12 protein-coding genes are annotated in these 16870 nt (G+C 46.4%); 5 read left to right on the top strand and 7 right to left on the bottom strand.

Annotated features, from left to right (window positions below; translation table 11 throughout):
• Window positions 1-65 precede the first annotated feature (65 nt).
• Both AC1HDJ_RS11000 and AC1HDJ_RS10995 read left to right on the top strand, forming a co-directional pair.
• Complete coding sequence (locus AC1HDJ_RS11000) at window positions 66-524, top strand: GNAT family N-acetyltransferase (protein ID WP_479535856.1); 459 nt, start codon at window positions 66-68, stop codon at window positions 522-524.
• 584 nt (window positions 525-1108) lie between these two features.
• Complete coding sequence (locus AC1HDJ_RS10995; RefSeq protein WP_438621876.1) at window positions 1109-2404, top strand: HAAAP family serine/threonine permease; 1296 nt, start codon at window positions 1109-1111, stop codon at window positions 2402-2404.
• A 141-nt stretch (window positions 2405-2545) separates the two neighbouring features.
• Here AC1HDJ_RS10995 and tyrP (AC1HDJ_RS10990) read toward each other — a convergent pair whose 3' ends face one another.
• The gene (gene tyrP / locus AC1HDJ_RS10990) at window positions 2546-3754 is read right to left on the bottom strand and encodes a tyrosine transporter TyrP (RefSeq protein ID WP_479538101.1); all 1209 of its coding nucleotides are present in this window, start codon (window positions 3752-3754) and stop codon (window positions 2546-2548) included.
• A 117-nt stretch (window positions 3755-3871) separates the two neighbouring features.
• Window positions 3872-5092, bottom strand: coding sequence for a tyrosine transporter TyrP (gene tyrP / locus AC1HDJ_RS10985; RefSeq protein ID WP_479535854.1), 1221 nt, complete (start codon window positions 5090-5092; stop codon window positions 3872-3874).
• A gap of 453 nt (window positions 5093-5545) precedes the next feature.
• On the opposite strand from tyrP (AC1HDJ_RS10985), the gene AC1HDJ_RS10980 reads away from it, so the two are divergent.
• Complete coding sequence (locus tag AC1HDJ_RS10980) at window positions 5546-6829, top strand: CinA family nicotinamide mononucleotide deamidase-related protein (RefSeq protein WP_479535853.1); 1284 nt, start codon at window positions 5546-5548, stop codon at window positions 6827-6829.
• 75 nt (window positions 6830-6904) lie between these two features.
• Here the strand turns inward: AC1HDJ_RS10980 and yfaE are convergent, their stop codons facing one another.
• The 4 genes from yfaE to ubiG all read right to left on the bottom strand — a co-directional run bounded on the left by yfaE (window position 6905) and on the right by ubiG (window position 12047).
• Window positions 6905-7123, bottom strand: coding sequence for a class I ribonucleotide reductase maintenance protein YfaE (yfaE, locus tag AC1HDJ_RS10975; protein ID WP_479537105.1), 219 nt, complete (start codon window positions 7121-7123; stop codon window positions 6905-6907).
• 55 nt (window positions 7124-7178) lie between these two features.
• The gene (gene nrdB / locus AC1HDJ_RS10970) at window positions 7179-8309 is read right to left on the bottom strand and encodes a class Ia ribonucleoside-diphosphate reductase subunit beta (RefSeq protein WP_479535852.1); all 1131 of its coding nucleotides are present in this window, start codon (window positions 8307-8309) and stop codon (window positions 7179-7181) included.
• A gap of 160 nt (window positions 8310-8469) precedes the next feature.
• Window positions 8470-10755: a class 1a ribonucleoside-diphosphate reductase subunit alpha gene (gene nrdA / locus AC1HDJ_RS10965; RefSeq protein ID WP_479535851.1), complete on the bottom strand. Its 2286-nt coding sequence runs from the start codon at window positions 10753-10755 to the stop codon at window positions 8470-8472.
• Between the two features lie 575 nt (window positions 10756-11330).
• A complete protein-coding gene (gene ubiG, locus AC1HDJ_RS10960) occupies window positions 11331-12047 on the bottom strand; it encodes a bifunctional 2-polyprenyl-6-hydroxyphenol methylase/3-demethylubiquinol 3-O-methyltransferase UbiG (protein WP_479535850.1) in 717 nt (238 codons plus the stop codon).
• Window positions 12048-12332: 285 nt separating this feature from the next.
• Between ubiG and gyrA the strand changes: the two genes are divergently transcribed.
• Window positions 12333-14996 (top strand): DNA topoisomerase (ATP-hydrolyzing) subunit A, encoded by a 2664-nt coding sequence (gene gyrA, locus AC1HDJ_RS10955; RefSeq protein ID WP_479535849.1) that lies wholly within the window; start codon window positions 12333-12335, stop codon window positions 14994-14996.
• Between the two features lie 85 nt (window positions 14997-15081).
• Here the strand turns inward: gyrA and hdeA are convergent, their stop codons facing one another.
• Window positions 15082-15408 (bottom strand): acid-activated periplasmic chaperone HdeA, encoded by a 327-nt coding sequence (gene hdeA / locus AC1HDJ_RS10950; protein WP_479537103.1) that lies wholly within the window; start codon window positions 15406-15408, stop codon window positions 15082-15084.
• Between the two features lie 347 nt (window positions 15409-15755).
• Between hdeA and serC the strand changes: the two genes are divergently transcribed.
• Window positions 15756-16841: a 3-phosphoserine/phosphohydroxythreonine transaminase gene (serC, locus tag AC1HDJ_RS10945; RefSeq protein ID WP_479535848.1), complete on the top strand. Its 1086-nt coding sequence runs from the start codon at window positions 15756-15758 to the stop codon at window positions 16839-16841.
• Window positions 16842-16870 lie beyond the last annotated feature (29 nt).

The raw sequence follows: 16870 nt of genomic DNA, 5'->3' as shown, positions 1-16870 counted from the left end.
GAGAGTACGGTACAACTTAAGGTGTGAGTTTTTGCACCAATCTGTGTGTATTGAAGGAGTGATTGATGTCGTTAGTATGGCGTAGTTGTACATTTGAACAGTTAAATAATGTGGCGTTGTACCAACTGCTGCAGCTTCGCGCTGAGGCATTTATTGTTGAGCAGGCGTGTGCCTATCAGGATCTGGATGGAAAAGATCTGTATCCGGAAACATATCATCTGTTGGGCTATCAAAATAATGAGTTAGTGGTCTATCTGCGGGCAATGGCGCCGGGTATTGTCGATCCGGTTATGCCGGTGATTGGCCGTGTAATCACCCGTCTGTCACACCGTGGGCAAGGTTTGGGCCATCAGCTGATTGCCCAAGGGGTAAAACTTTGTTCGCAACTGTGGCCAGATCACGCGATACACCTGAGTGCACAGGCACATTTGCAAGATTATTACGGCCAGCACGGTTTTGTGCCCGCAGGTGAGCAATATCTGGAAGATGGCATTCCGCACATTGGTATGAACAAGCCTGCATAGTGTAGTGCTGGCACTGTGTAATCACACTTGTCTGGATACTATCCATAAAAGATGTGATCTAGATCTCTTTATGGCTTTATAAACTGTATAAGGCCATATAAAAAGTGTGATTTAGGACTCGACCAATTGATGCGAATCGCTATAATGGCGGCCACTTATTTGCATGGCAACGGGTTGCACACTACCAAGATGCTCACAAAAGCCTGAGTTATCGGTGATGAACAGCTGTTTGCATCTGAAGTAGAGCACCGCTTCTTAAGCAAGTAACAGGGTGTTGAGCGTTAGATGGCATACATTAAAAATTAACAGGCCATCAGTTATTGCTTGGTAAACATCGTTTTCAGGTGTTTGCCCGCCCATTCTACGATGATCGGAACACATCATCGTCTGCAATTTAAGCCTCATTTCTGAGCGCATTCCAACGGATGGTTTCCCTCATGCTGCTTTTATTTTTAAGCAGGGGATAGTTGCATACATTTTTTAGTAGACCATCTTGCTGTTAGCCATTGAATTGAATCGTTTCAACCTGATGATTTGCATGGTTATACAGACAGTTTTTATATTAATAATTTGAAGATAATCCTATGGATAATACAGTAGCAAAACAGCCGTTAAAGGCTGACAACAGCAATGCATTGATGAAATGGAATAAAACAGACATCACATGGATGCTCGGTCTGTATGGTACGGCAGTAGGTGCAGGTACTCTGTTCCTGCCGATTGAGGCGGGTATTGGTGGTATCTGGCCTTTGCTGGTTATGACTATTCTGGCATTGCCGATGACATTTTTTGCTCATCGTGCACTATGCCGTTTTGTGCTGTCAGGTTCAGGTCAGCAGGGCGATGATATTACGGAAGTGGTAGAAGAGCATTTTGGTTCAAAAGCGGGTTATTTGATCACGTTTTTGTACTTCTTTGCAATTTACCCGATTTTGCTGGTTTATAGTGTGGCGATCACCAATACGGTAGAGAGCTTTATGCTGAATCAGTTGCATATGACACCGCCTCCGCGTGCTATTTTGTCTCTGGTGCTGATTGTTGGCTTAATGGCTATTGTGGGTTGTGGTGAGAAGCTGATCGTGAAAGCGATGAGCGTACTGGTATTCCCATTTGTGGCGGTGCTGGTATTTATGTCTCTGTATTTGATCCCTGAGTGGAATACCTCTATTTTCCATTACGTGCCAGCTGGTGGTGATGGCGTTATTAATATTGCGAAAACATTGTGGCTGGTTATTCCGGTGATGGTGTTCTCTTTTAACCATTCACCGATTATCTCTTCGTTTGCGGTAGAACAAAAGCAGCAATACGGCGCACTGGCAGATAAGAAAAGCTCACGCATTTTGTTGATGAGCCATATCATGATGGTGATCACTGTGATGTTTTTTGTGTTTAGCTGTGTACTAAGCTTATCACCGGCTGAACTGGCACAGGCAAAAGCAGACAATATCTCAATTTTGTCTTATCTGGCTAACAAGTTCCATAATCCAGTGATCGCGTATTTGGCGCCAATGATTGCTTTTGTGGCTATCACCAAATCATTCTTAGGCCATTACTTGGGTACGCGTGAAGGTTTGAATGGCCTTGTACTGAAAGCGGCACGTAGTAAAGGTAAAACCGTACAAACTAAAACGTTGAACCGCATTACCGCTGTTTTTATTCTGCTGACTACATGGGGTATTGCAACGCTGAACCCAAGCATTCTACATATTATTGAGATGTTGGGTGGCCCGGTTATCGCTCTGCTGCTGTTCATCATGCCGATGTATGCAGTACGTAAAGTGCCGGCGATGAAAAAATATGCAGGCTCACCAAGCAATATTTTTGTAACTTTGATTGGTTGTATCGCAATTTCAGCAATTTTCTATACGCTGTCTCACTAATAGATGTAGATGTAGATGTAGATAAAGCTGTTTTGTTAAAACAGTAAGTTGTTTATAAAAAAAGGCGCTGATTTTTCAGCGCCTTTTTTTATGTTTTTTATGAGTAACCACAATATTGTGGGATACCGAAAAAGTTATCTGTTAACCGACAACGGCAGGTAACAACCCGAATGATCCGGTAATTTGAATGGCGATAATGGCAATGCCCGAAGCAAACACAACGAAAATTCCGACAATGCCCCCGCTCACTTTATAGCTGTTTATACCATATGTGTAGGTTATGCGGTTTGGTTTTACACTGCCGCTTGGGGGGGTATTCTGTGAATGACGGCGCATTTTCCACACCATAGCGGCAGGCAGTAATAAGGCTAGAATCGCCAGCGCAATGGCGGCATAGCCGAGTGCCATCACAAACCCCTGCGGGTAGAAAAGTGCAAAAATCAGCGGGGGGATAAAAGTGATCAAGCTGGTCTGTAAGCGGCCTGATGCATTATCGCTGCGGCGGAATGCATCGGCTAGAAAATCAAACATGCCAAGAGTTACCCCCAAAAATGAGGTAGCTAACGCCATATCAGCAAAAATACGCACAGCAGCATCAACTTTCGGGTTGGCAACCACATTATCTACGGCATGCATTAAACCGGCTAGACTTGGGTTATCGGCTAAAATAGAGGTCATTTGCGCTTGGCTGATAGCACCATGTGTGGCAAGTTGCCACAAAATATAGGCAAACAGCGGAATAGCACTACCCAGTATCAGCACAATTTTTAGCTTTTTGGTGTCACCATTGAGGTAGCGCACTAGGCTTGGAATACTGCCATGAAAACCAAATGAGGTAAAAATCACCGGAATAGCCGATAAAATTAGCCCCTGTTTCAGCGGCATGGCCAGCAGGTTTGTTCCCTCTACGTGCGGCAACATCAAAAACAGCATTAGGATCAGGGCAATCACCTTTACAGTAAACAGCACACGGTTTAGGGCATCAACTGCTCGTGTACTGATACATACCGCACCGCCGAGCAGAGCTGTAAACAGCAAAGTGCCTTGCAGCGGGCTGAAATCCCAATGCAGCCAGAGCTTAAGGTTGTTTGATAACTGGCCACCCCCTCCAGTGATATAAGCGGCGATCAGCGCATACATTAAAAATGCCATGCTGCTGCTGGCAATCCAGCGGCCGGCAGCGCCAAAGCACTGTTCAGCCAGCGACCCAAGCCCCGCATCGGGCGCGGCATGTTGATGTACTTCCAGCAGCATTAATGCGCTATAACAGGTAAGCGCCCACAAACCTAGCATCATTATCAAGGTAGCAGTAAAGCCGATTCCGGCTGAGGCAAGTGGCATTGCTAGCATCCCCGCGCCTATTGTCGTTCCGGCAACAATCAGAACGCTTCCTATAAAACGGTTTTTCACTGTGCGACCTCTTTATCTTCCAGCATTAATTTTTTATTTTTATTTATCAGTAAGTTGTTAACCGGCAACCGCAGGTAACAGGCCTGATGCTGAAGCAATTTGCACTGCAATAACAAAAAGCCCTAGCACCGCGACCAGTGCTAATCCGGCAGTCCCCCCCATTACCTGATAGGCATAGGGTTTTTGCTGTGCGCGCTGTCTGGCTTTCCATACCATAGCGGCAGGCAGTAATAACGCTAATATTGCCAACGGAATGGCGGCATAGCCAAGTGCCAAAATAAACCCTTGCGGGTAGAACAGAGCAAACAGTACTGGGGGGATAAAGGTCAACAGCCCGGTTTGTAGACGCCCTGATGCCTGATTACTACGGCGGCAGGCATCAGCCAGAAAATCAAACAGCGCCAGTGAAACACCTAAAAATGAGGTAGCAAGCGCCATGTCGGCAAAGATACGGACAGCCAGATCAACGCGTGAGTTTTGAACTACCGAATCAACTGTTTCCATCAGCCCTGACAGGGTTGGATTTACATCAATAATATGGGAGAACGCCTGTTGGCTGATTGCCCCGTGAGTGGCTAGTTGCCAGAGAATGTAGATCACCAGTGGAATGGCACTGCCGGTAAGAAACACAAAGCGCAGTTTTGCAGCATCCCCCTCTAGGTAACGAACTAGGCTGGTCGTACAGATATGAAAACCAAATGAGGTGAAAAATACCGGTAAAGCTGAGAGTAGCAGCATATTCTGAATCGGCATTGCGGTTAGATTTTGTGCTTCAACATGGGGGATTAACAGCAATAAAACGAGTGCTAGCGCAATCAGTTTAATGCTGAATAACACACGGTTACAGGAGTCAACAAAACGTGTGCTGACACAAACTGCGCCACCCAGCAGTACGGTGAACAGTAGCGTGCCTTGTATCGGGGTGAGTGCCCAGCCAAACCAGCTATTTAAATTGTGAACCAGTTGGCTACCGCCTCCGGTAATATAGGCGGCAGTCAGCGCATACATCAGAAATAGCATGCTAAAGCTGATTAACCAGCGGCCGGGTTTGCCCAGATAGCGTTCCGCCAGAGCGCTGAGTGCCGGCTCTTCTGGCGCAGATAAATGCACTTCAACCAGCATCAGTGCGCTATAGCTCATTAATGCCCATAATCCGATCATCATTGCTAGGGTAGGTAAAAAACCGATTCCCGCAGAAGCCAGTGGCATTGCTAACATACCCGCACCTATTGTGATGCCTGCCACAATCAAAATACTACCTAACACTCGGCTTTTCACTGATGACTCCCTCTGCCCATAAAAAATAACCGCTAGTATAAAATCCAATAATAAATTCAGCACTCGCTGCATTTAACCAACAGTTAACAATGTCTGATGATTTAATCTGATTATTTATCAAATAAACGAATGAATATTCTGCAGATTAAATAATAAGCCCATAGCTGTCAAACCCTGTTTGCAATGTAAACTTTTAATTACACATGGAGTGTTTTTAGCAGAATCAGTGTGATAAATGGATATGTATTCAGAAGAAGTGTAATTTTTTAATTACACTTTGCTTGTCTCATCCTGTAATGTGGGGCGGAAATCGCATGAAAATGCGGCAGACTTGGTTTTTGAACCAACAAATTGCAAAACGTAATTTTCTCTTTTTTATTAAATGGTTAAGATGTATGCACAGTGTAGAGTTCAGGCGAGGCGGGTCGTCTGTATCACATTAAGGAGACCCACATGAGTAAAGCGTTACGCGTTGAGATGATCAGCACCGGAGATGAAGTGCTACAGGGTGAAATAGTTGACACTAATGCAGCATGGCTGGCGCAGCGGTTATCTCAAAGTGGCGTTCCGCTGACTTATCGGTCAACGGCCGGTGACAACCTTGAGAGCTTGGTTCGCTGTTTTACTGATCGCAGCATGCAGGCTGATATCATTATTGTGAACGGGGGTTTAGGGCCGACCAGTGACGATCTCTCTGCCGAGGCGGCCGCATATGCGTTAAACCAGCGGTTAGTGGTCAATTTGGTGTGGTTAGATACACTGCAACAACGTTATGCCGCATCAGGAAAAGTGATGCCGGAGTCGAACACCAAACAAGCGTTATTGCCTGAATATGCTGAGCTAATTGATAACCCTGTTGGTACAGCATGCGGGTTTATGTTTAAGCTCAATGGTTGCCTATTCTTTTTTACCCCTGGTGTGCCGTTTGAGTTTAAAGCGATGATCGATCAGCAAATTATTCCACTGATTCAACAACGTTTTACGCTGCCCGCTGCGCCTATTTGTTTGCGTATCACCTCATTTGGTTTAACGGAAAGCGGTATTGCTGATCGCCTAGCTATACTAAATGTTCCTACCGGTGTGGTGATAGGCTACCGTTCTGCGTTACCGTTTATTGAAATTAAAGTGTCAGGCCCTGCGGAGCTGCACAGTGATTTGCTTAAACTGATGAATCAGATTGCCGACATTCTAGAAGATAATATTGTTTTTTCAGGCAGCGGATCGTTACCTGAACAGTTGGGGGATTTTTTAGCACTGAGTAAAATTACGCTGTCGCTTTCTGAAACCTTTACCGGTGGGTTAGTGGCCGCCACACTGCAAGATGATCAGCGAACTGCACTGGCATTGCGTCAGGGGTGGGTGATTGGCCAGACAGATCAGCGTTTGCCGGATAACCAGAAACTGCTGGGGCATGCTATTGCTATGGCGGAGGCCAGTCGAGAGAGAACCGGCGCTGATTTAGGGTTATCTACATCGCGGATTTTACTGGTTGATAATCATATTGAAGTGGCGGTTGCGTTGGCCGACAAGAATAATGAATTTGGCCAGCGGGTGAAGCTGAATGTACGCCATGCTGCCGAACAACGGGTTGTTGTCACCACATTGCTGCTTGATATGCTGCGGCGCTATCTGGAGTCGCGTGATATTTTTGGCCATTATGAGTGGATAGAATCACTCGAAACCGTGGTTATCCCTAAATCGGGTATGGTACAGCAGGCGGCAAAAAAGCCAGTATAAGTGACAGGTATCAGTGAACTGAGACTGAAATCAGAAACCGATAAGAGAGTTAAACTAACAGTTAGCGTTCAATTTCTAACGTTCAATTTCAATATCAGATGCGGGGATGCAGCAGCAGGGCAAAATTTCATCGGCGGCAATAAATGCCAGAGGCTCTTGCTGATAGGTGACTTGCCCGCTGAGCAAGCGAGTGCGGCACGCACCGCAAAACCCTGAGCGACATTGAAACTCAGGGTGGTATTGCGCCTGCTCAAGTGTTTCAAGCAAACTTTGCTGCCCGCGATATTCAATCATCGCAGGCGAGACACAAGCCGAGTTCGGATCACGCAAGGTGATCCGAAAATAGCGTTTAGAGCTCAAAATCGTCCAAATCTTCCTGATTAACTTCAGAGTCAATTTGACCAACCAAATACGAGCTGACTTCCACCTCTTGTGGCGCAACTTGTACGTTGTCAGAAACCAGCCAGCTGTTAATCCACGGAATCGGGTTAGAGCGCGCCGGGAATGGCATGATCAGACCAACGGCGTGCATACGAATATTGGTAATATATTCAACATACTGGCACAAAATATCTTTATTCAGGCCAATCATAGAACCATCTTTAAACAGATATTCAGCCCAATTTTTCTCTTGTTCTGCGGCTTCCAAAAACAGATTAAAACAGGCCGCTTCGCACTCTATTGCAATCTCAGCCATTTCAGGATCATCACGCCCTGTACGCATTAAATTGACAATGTGCTGTGTACCGGTTAAGTGCAGCGCTTCATCACGTGCGATCATCTTAATGATCTTGGCGTTGCCTTCCATCAGCTCACGTTCAGCAAACGCAAACGAACAAGCAAAACTCACATAAAAACGCACCGCTTCAAGTGCATTGACACTCATCAGACACAAATACAGTGTCTTTTTCAGTTCCCGCAGGCTTATCGTGTGGGTTGTGCCATTGATGGTGTGTGTGCCTTCACCAAGCAGATGATACAGATTGCTGTCGTGGATCAGTTTATCGTAGTAACCCGAAATATCGGTAGCGCGCTTTTTAATCTCTTCATTTACCACGATATCATCAAACACCACTGCTGGGTCTTTCATGATATTGCGGATAATGTGGGTGTACGAGCGCGAATGAATAGTTTCAGAAAATGACCAAGTTTCAATCCAGGTTTCAAGTTCTGGGATGGAAACCAGCGGTAGCAGCGCCACGTTTGGGCTACGCCCCTGAATAGAGTCAAGTAGCGTCTGGTATTTTAAGTTGCTGATAAAAATGTGTTTTTCATGCTCTGGCAGTGATTGATAGTCAATTCTGTCACGAGAGACATCAACTTCTTCTGGTCGCCAGAAAAAAGAGAGCTGCTTTTCGATCAGACGCTCAAAAATCTCATGTTTTTGCTGATCATAACGAGCCACGTTAACGGGTTGGCCAAAGAACATCGGTTCTAATAATTGATTGTTTTTATGTTGACTGAACGTGGTGTAAGCCATGAAAAGTTACCTTTGTTCTGAAAGAAAACAGAGCTGCAGAGTATAGCGCCCTGAGTGTTTTCTTACATCCAAAAAAATGATCATCTCTGATACTCAAAAATAAAAAAGGATCGCATTTGATGAGAAGGCGATCCTTTCCGTCTAAGCTCTGATCATGCCGTTAGATTTTGCATGCGCCGCTTTCGCAATCATCATCAGTTGCTGATGGCATCATGTCATCTTGCAGATCGTCAGCGCCGTCACGGGTGTTTTGATAGTATAGTGTTTTAACACCATATTTGTACGCGGTCAGCAGATCTTTTAGCAGCTGCTTCATCGGTACTTTCTGGCCCGGGAAACGGGACGGATCATAGTTGGTGTTTGCCGAAATTGACTGATCGATAAACTTCTGGATTATCCCGACAATATGCAAGTAACCGTCATTGTTCGGAATATCCCACAGCAGCTCGTAGGCGTTTTGCAGTTCATCATATTCAGGCACAACTTGCTTTAAGATCCCGTCTTTAGAGGCCTTCACACTGATGTGGCCACGCGGCGGTTCGATACCGTTAGTTGCGTTCGAAATTTGTGATGAAGTCTCTGATGGCATCAGTGCCGACAGGGTAGAGTTACGCAAACCGTGAGTTTTAATCTCGTGGCGCAGTGTTTCCCAGTCATAGTGCAACGGCTCTTTGGTTAACAGATCCAGATCTTTTTTATAGGTATCAATCGGCAAAATACCCTGTGAATAGGTGGTTTCATTAAACCACGGGCAAGCACCTTGCTCTTTTGCCAGCTTGTTCGATGCTTTTAGCAGGAAGTATTGCACCGCTTCAAAGGTGCGGTGAGTCAGATCATTGGCACTGCCATCAGAGTAACGTACACCGTTTTTCGCCAAATAGTAGGCGTAGTTAATCACGCCAATTCCCAGTGTTCGGCGGCCCATTGAACCCCGTTGCGCGGCCGGAATTGGGTAGTCTTGGTAATCGAGCAGTGAATCGAGTGCACGAACAGCCAAGTCAGCCAGCTCTTCAAGCTCATCAAGGCTGCTGATAGCACCCAGATTGAACGCAGATAATGTACAAAGTGCAATTTCACCCTGTTCATCATTCACATCATCCATCGGCTTGGTTGGCAGTGCAATTTCCAGACACAAGTTTGATTGGCGAATCGGGGCAACATGCGAATCAAACGGGCTGTGCGTGTTGCAGTGATCAACGTTTTGGATATAAATCCGGCCGGTAGAGGCACGTTCTTGCATCATCAGTGAGAACAGATCCAGAGCCTTAACACTCTTTTTACGGATACTGCTGTCTTGCTCATACTGGGTATACAGCTGTTCGAATTTGCCCTGATCCATAAAGAATGCATCATACAAACCCGGTACATCTGACGGGCTGAACAGGGTAATGTTGCCGCCTTTAATCAGACGCTGATACATCAGTTTGTTGATTTGTACGCCGTAATCCATATGACGGACACGGTTCTCTTCAACACCGCGGTTATTTTTCAGTACCAGCAGATCTTCTACTTCCAGATGCCATAACGGGTAGAACAGTGTTGCCGCACCACCGCGTACGCCGCCCTGTGAGCACGATTTCACTGCACTTTGGAAGTGCTTATAAAAAGGAATACAGCCGGTATGGAATGCTTCCCCACCACGAATTTCACTGCCCAGAGCACGAATGCGGCCGGCATTAATGCCGATGCCCGCACGCTGTGAGACATATTTAACAATTGCACTGGATGTGGCGTTGATAGAGTCAAGGCTATCACCGCATTCGATCAGCACACATGAGCTGAACTGGCGGGTTGGGGTGCGTACACCAGACATAATCGGTGTAGGCAGTGAGATCTTGAATGTTGAGATCGCATCATAGAAACGGCGGATATAATCAAGGCGCGTTTCACGCGGATAGTTTGCAAATAAACAAGCCGCAACTAAGATGTACAGGAATTGAGCGCTCTCATAAATTTTTCCACTGACACGGTTTTGTACCAGATATTTCCCCTCTAACTGCTTTACCGCAGCATATGAGAAGTTCATATCGCGCCAATGATCCAAAAACTCATCCATCAGCGAAAATTCTTCTTCGCTGTAATTCTCCAGCAATTCAGCGTCGTATTTGCCTAATGCCACCATGTTTTTGACATGGGTGTACAGTGCCGGCGGCTCAAACTGGCCATAGGCTTTTTTACGCAGATGGAAAATAGCTAGACGCGCGGCCAGATACTGATAATCAGGCGATTCACGCGAGATCAGATCTGCAGCAGCCTTGATGATGGTTTCGTGGATATTTTCGGTTTTGATCCCATTGTAAAACTGAATGTGCGAACGTAATTCAACCTGCGAAACCGACACATTGTTAAGACCTTCAGCCGCCCATGTAATGACCCGATGGATTTTGTCCAGATCAATGCGCTCTTCGCGTCCGTCACGTTTAGTTACTAGCAGAGATTGAGTCATAGTTCTTTTATTCAGCCAATGTAATGTAGAAAGTGGGTAACACAGTACACGCTCGTTATGTTGTGCCGCGTTTTTGCCGTGCTGTATTGCGGTGCCTGAGAGTACGCAATGCGATAATCAGATACGCACAATACGAACAAAATCACATGTTATCGCGCTCTGTGCTTGACAGAGAGGAATAAGCATGTAACACAACATATGGGGTGTCTACGAGAATTGCATAACAAGATAGTGAGGTATTGCCGTAGATGCAAGTGTACAGAAAACCTTAATCTTGTGGATAACTGCGTTGCATCTCAGTGTTGTGAGTAGTCACTTACTTTGACATAAACAGCATATTTCGCTTCTTAAAAATGCAAGTTTTTTTTATTAAAATTATCCCATCAGAAAAAAAAATTTTTGATCTGAAGCAGTTCGCACAGCTTTTATGCAAACCGGATAAACATGCAGCAGATCAAATTTTGCTATAACAGGATCATCGGGGTTTACGCAGTTCCGGCTACTACGGCATTCACGATATCGAGGCTATTGTGTGTACAAAAGTAGCGAGTGCGTGTACCTAAATAGCCAGCGGATCATGCAAGATCGTCGCGACGGGTATGGATCATGTAGTTAACGTCGATATCTTTTCGCAGTGAGAACTGATTGAGCAGTGGGTTAAAGGTGATCCCCATAATATCTTGTTCACGCAGCGGTGTAGCATCAATCCAGTGCAACAACTCTGACGGGCGGATGAATTTTTTAAAGTTGTGTGTGCCTTTAGGCACCATGCGTAACAGGTACTCTGCGCCGACTATCGCAAATAAAAATGATTTTGGATTGCGGTTTATGGTTGAGAAAAAGACATGACCTTTCGGTTTGACCAAGCGTGCACAGGCGCGGACGACAGACTCAGGGTCAGGCACATGCTCTAACATCTCCATACAGGTAACAATGTCATACTGGCCCGCATGTTGATCGGCGTGCTCCTCAACCGTTTGTTGTATGTAGTTGATATCCACGCCGCTTTCCAGTGCATGCAGGCGCGCTATTTGCAGCGGCTCTGTGCCCATATCCAGCCCGGTGACCTTCGCACCTTCACGCGCCAAGCTTTCCGATAGAATACCGCCACCACAACCCACATCGAGCACTTTTTTGCCAAATACACCTTCAGTGGCATCAAGAATATAGCTAAGGCGCAGCGGATTAATGCGGTGTAACGGCTTAAATTCACCTTCGAGATCCCACCAGGTTGAGGCAACGGCTTCAAATTTGGCGATTTCGTGATCATCAACATTACGATTGTTTTGCATGGATAAAACGCATCCCTTCATACATTATTATTATGACAATTATACCTGATCTGCCGCAGATAAATATCTGCCGCGGGCAGATTGCCGGAATTTACAAATTTTGGTGAATAGATGGCGTGTACAAATGCAGGTAGCCTAGCAGTTTCTGCTATTGTGGCTGCGGTTTTGTAGCGCGGTCGTGCGTGTCTTGTTTTTTATACACTGGGCGTAAAGTTTGCTTTTATGGTATAGTCTTACACCTTTTTCATCCGGTCAGACGACAATTAGCTGAGGGAATGTGGCGCCATGAGCGACCTAGCCAAAGAAATCACGCCGGTCAATATCGAAGAAGAGCTGAAAAGCTCCTATCTGGACTACGCAATGTCCGTGATTGTCGGACGAGCCTTACCAGATGTGCGTGACGGCCTTAAGCCGGTTCACCGCCGTGTGTTGTACGCGATGAGCGTACTCGGTAATGACTGGAACAAACCTTATAAGAAATCGGCCCGTGTGGTCGGTGATGTAATCGGTAAATATCACCCACATGGTGATAGTGCTGTTTATGACACTATTGTGCGTATGGCGCAGCCATTTTCCCTGCGTTATATGTTGGTTGACGGTCAGGGTAACTTTGGTTCGATTGACGGCGACTCCGCCGCTGCAATGCGTTATACCGAAGTCCGTATGTCTAAGATTGCCCATGAATTACTGGCTGATCTGGATAAAGAAACCGTTGACTACGTGCCTAACTACGACGGTAGCGAGCAAATTCCTGCTGTGCTGCCGACTAAAATCCCGAACCTGCTGGTGAATGGTTCATCGGGGATTGCCGTAGGTATGGCGACCAATATTCCTCCACACAACCTCACAGAAGTGATCGACGGTTGTCTGGCGTATATTGAAAACCCAGAAATTACCATTGATGAGTTGATGGTACATATTCCAGGCCCTGATTTCCCGACTGCGGCAATTATCAATGGCCGTAAGGGTATTGAAGATGCTTACCGCACTGGTCGCGGTAAAGTGTACATGCGTGCACGTGCCGATGTGGAAGCCGATGAGAAAACCGGCCGTGAAACAATTATTGTTCACGAAATTCCTTATCAGGTGAACAAAGCGCGGCTGATTGAGAAAATTGCTGAGCTGGTAAAAGATAAAAAAGTTGAAGGCATCAGTGCACTGCGTGACGAGTCTGATAAAGACGGTATGCGCATTGTGATTGAGATCAAGCGTGATGCAGTCGGTGAAGTGGTACTGAATAATCTGTACTCACAAACCCAGTTGCAAACCACGTTTGGTATCAACATGGTGGCACTGAGTCAAGGCCAGCCAAAGCTGCTGAACCTCAAAGATATGCTCGAAGCGTTCGTGCTGCACCGCCGTGAAGTGGTTACCCGCCGTACGGTGTATGAGTTGCGTAAAGCCCGTGATCGCGCACATATCTTGGAAGGCTTAGCTGTTGCTCTGGCGAATATCGATGAGATTATTGAGCTGATCCGCCGTACCCCTACGCCAGCAGAAGCAAGAGCTGCGTTAGTTGCACGTGGTTGGGATTTAGGGCATGTTTCGGTAATGTTGGAAGCAGCCGGTGTTGATGCCGCACGCCCTGATTGGCTAGATGCTGAGTTTGGTATTCGTGATAACCAATATTTCCTGACCGAGCAACAAGCGCAGGCTATTTTGGATCTGCGTTTACACAAGCTGACCGGTCTTGAGCATGAAAAACTGCTGGATGAGTACAAAGCACTGCTCGCGCAGATCGCCGAACTGCTGTATATCCTGCAAAATCCTGCTCGTCTGATGGAAGTGATTTGCGAAGAGCTGAACAGCATTCGTGATCAGTTTGGTGATAAGCGTCGTACCGAAATTACTGCTAACAGTGCCGACATCAACATTGAAGATCTGATTAATCAGGAAGATGTGGTTGTTACGCTATCGCACGAAGGGTATGTGAAGTATCAGCCGCTGACCGAGTATGAAGCGCAGCGTCGTGGTGGTAAGGGTAAATCAGCAACCAAGATGAAAGAAGAAGATTTCATCGAACGGCTGCTGGTGGCCAATACTCACGATACTATCTTGTGCTTCTCTAGCCGTGGCCGTTTGTACTGGCTGAAAGTGTACCAGCTGCCATTGGCCAGCCGTGGTGCGCGTGGTCGCCCAATTGTGAACTTGCTGCCATTAGAAGAGAACGAGCGGATCACCGCTATTTTGCCGGTTCGTGAATATGAAGAAGATAAATACATCTTCATGGCAACGGCAAACGGTACAGTGAAAAAGACTCCGCTGACTGATTTTAGCCGTCCGCGTAGCGCCGGTATCATTGCGCTGAACCTGAATGATGACGATACCCTGATCGGTGTTGATTTGACTGACGGCCAGAATGAAGTGATGCTGTTCTCCGCCGAAGGTAAAGTGGTTCGCTTCCTTGAAGATCAGGTGCGACCTATGGGCCGTACAGCAACGGGCGTTCGTGGTATCAAGTTGAGCGAGCGTGATAACGTTGTTTCGCTGATTATTCCGCAGGGCGAAGGCGAAATCTTAACCGTAACCGCAAATGGTTATGGTAAGCGTACCGCGTCGGCTGAATATCCAACTAAATCACGTGCAACACAGGGTGTTATCTCGATTAAAGTTAGCGAGCGTAATGGTCTGGTAGTTGGCGCGGTTCAGGTGGCTGAAAGTGATCAAATCATGATCATTACCGATGCCGGAACGCTGGTTCGTACGCGCGTGAAAGAGGTGAGCATTGTGGGTCGTAATACCCAAGGTGTGACCTTAATCCGTACCTCTGAACAAGAGCATGTTGTCGGTTTACAGCGTATTCTTGATGCGGATGATGAAGATCTTGATGACACTGATCTTGATGCAACTGACAGTGAAAGCAGCGATGCAGATACTACTGATCTTGCACAAGAGAGCACTCAAGCTACAGATAATCAGGCAACAGATAGCGATCAAACAGCTGAGTAAATACTTAAGCATTGTTTGAACATAAACCGATAAAAAGGGATGCCGCATTAGTGCGACATCCCTTTTTTTATTACATCAGCATCGGTTACGGCATTTTGTTGTGCTGAGCATGCTGGGTTTGCTCAACTTGTTTTACAAAATGCATTTTCGGGTCTTTACCGCACGCTTCAACTACCATCGGGATCACCTGTTCTACACCGGCAACATCGAGCATTGCCTCTTCAGGCTTATCCTTCTGATTAAAACCTTCCGCAAAATAGACCGCATTCGGGCGAAAAGACTCATCAAGTGCAAGAAAATCTTCACATGTCCACTGTGCAACCGGTGTCTTTGGTGATTCGGGAACCATTTTATCTTTCATTGATTTTGCGGCATCCGCAACAGAAGTGGCTGCATCTTGCACCGAAGACATAGCTGCACTTGCGGCATCGGTCAGGGTATCGGCAGCAAAAGCAGAAGAGGATAATGTTAGGGCAGTGATAGCGAACAATACAGAACGTTTCATCATGGCTCCTTGGTGGTATAAACCTATAAGCACTTTCTGGTGATAAAATCGTGGGTCAGGAATGCCATAAGAATATAGCCTAGATTAGCGAAGTGAGTGTTTTGAAATTGTAAATAGATGTAGTGTCATTGTTAGAATTCACATCGAAAAAAAAGCCGCAGCGGTGTAAAGCATTTGCATGAAAATTTGCTCAGTGATAAAACCGCGTCATGGGATATGGATAATTAACGCTAACATTAGGACAGGTTCTTATTATGCAACAGGTATTTAATTTCAGCGCAGGCCCCGCAATGTTACCGGCTGATGTGCTGAAACAAGCACAGCAAGAGTTAATTAACTGGCATGATCTGGGTACCTCGGTGATGGAGATCAGCCATCGCAGTAAACAGTTTATGGCCGTTGCAAGTCAGGCGGAGCAAGATCTGCGAGATCTGCTCGTTATTCCTGATAACTATAAAGTGTTGTTTTGTCAGGGTGGGGCGCGTGCGCAATTTGCCGCCGTGCCGTTGAACCTGTTGGGTGATGCCACGCATGCCGATTATGTCGATGGCGGCTACTGGGCGCACAGTGCTATCAAAGAAGCCAAAAAATATTGCACACCAAATGTGTTGGATATCACCGAGCGGCGTGATGGCTTACGCGCGGTAAAACCTATGCGTGAGTGGGCGCTGTCGGCCGATGCGGCATTTGTACACTACTGCCCGAATGAAACCATCGATGGCTTAGAGATCCACGAGCAACCAGATTTTGGCGATAAGATTGTGGTGGCCGATATGTCATCGACTCTTTTATCCCGCCCGATTGATGTGAGCCGTTATGGAGTCATTTATGCCGGAGCACAGAAAAATATCGGCCCTTCTGGGTTAACTCTGGTGATTGTGCGTGATGATTTACTTGATCGCGCCCAGAACATGCTGCCTTCCGTGTTGGGTTATCGTGTGCTGTTTGAGAATGATTCGATGTTCAATACGCCACCGACCTTTGCATGGTATTTATCAGGGCTAGTCTTTAAGTGGCTGAAAACGCATGGCGGTATCGCGGCGATGGGGCAGCGCAATCAGGCGAAAGCAGAATTGCTGTACGGTTATATTGATCAGTCTGATTTTTACCAAAATGATGTACATCCTGATAACCGCTCTTGGATGAACGTACCGTTTACGTTGCCGTCAGCAGAGTTGGATGCTCTATTTTTGACAGAGTCATTTGAGGCTGGTTTACATGCGCTAAAAGGCCACCGGATCGTCGGCGGTATGCGGGCTTCTATCTATAATGCGATGCCAATCGAAGGGGTGCAGGCGCTGGTGAACTTTATGGATGATTTTGCCCGTCGCCACGCATAATTTGTGCCTTGGAAATCGATAAAACAATA

It is taken from the genome of Plesiomonas sp. ISS29, assembly GCF_056522795.1.
This window is presented reverse-complemented; position numbering and strand designations above follow the sequence as displayed.